Genomic DNA, 404 nt, shown 5'->3' with positions numbered 1-404 from the left:
ATTGTGTTTATATAAATTTTTTGCTTACTAGATTTTAGTAAAAATGGCTAGCCAAGCATTGGTTAACCATCAATGACTAATAAGATTTTGCTTAAGATTTTGGTAATGCTTGTGCTTGTGCTTGCGGCTTTTTATCATAGTTGCCCACCCGCTGTTTAATGAGGTCAAAATCAAAATGCTCGTCACCCATAAGGCTGACAATCACGCAGACGATGGTACTGGCACCATACGCAGTCAGTGAAGCCAGCAAGACCATATATTGGCGTAAAAAGCCGGTGGCAAAAATGAGCATTAGTAATAGCGTAATAACGGCGGCGACCATACCGATTTTGCGTCCTAAAAAGCCAAAGACCATGAGTCCAATGACGACAGCAGCGCCAACACTGGCCAAAATCTCAAAGAAT

Annotated in this window: 1 pseudogene; it reads right to left on the bottom strand. The window is 41.6% G+C overall.

The features are described from left to right. Positions 1–91 precede the first annotated feature (91 nt). Positions 92–404: pseudogene (locus tag V7D75_RS14245) on the bottom strand (sodium:proline symporter); the annotation flags it as partial.

Origin of the sequence: Psychrobacter sp. (genome assembly GCF_036731945.1) — a bacterium.
Taxonomy (GTDB): Bacteria; Pseudomonadota; Gammaproteobacteria; order Pseudomonadales; family Moraxellaceae; genus Psychrobacter.
This window is presented reverse-complemented; position numbering and strand designations above follow the sequence as displayed.